1 pseudogene is annotated in these 250 nt (G+C 66.8%); it reads right to left on the minus strand.

Annotated features, from left to right (window positions below):
* Positions 1-250 (minus strand): annotated as a pseudogene (locus M3149_RS22965) (IS5/IS1182 family transposase); the annotation flags it as partial.

Raw genomic sequence — 250 nt, forward strand, 5'->3', positions numbered from 1 at the left:
CTTGCGCTCGATCTCACGCACCAGGCGGCCCACCACCGTGCTCTGGCGCTTGATCACGCGGCGCATGCGCTTGAACTGTCTGGCGTGCGCGTACCGCCCGGCCTTGAAGCGCAGCAGCTGGCCCTCTTTGGCGAAGGTCTGCTTGAGCTCGATGCCAACTCCTTGCGCGGCTTCCACCAGCTTGGCACGCGCCGTCTCCAGAAGCTTGGAGTCCGTGGGGTGCGCCACCGCCTTCTCCTGCACGGTGGAG

The sequence above is a fragment of the Hydrogenophaga intermedia genome (genome assembly GCF_023715105.1).
GTDB classification, from domain to species: Bacteria; Pseudomonadota; Gammaproteobacteria; order Burkholderiales; family Burkholderiaceae_C; genus Hydrogenophaga; species Hydrogenophaga intermedia_A.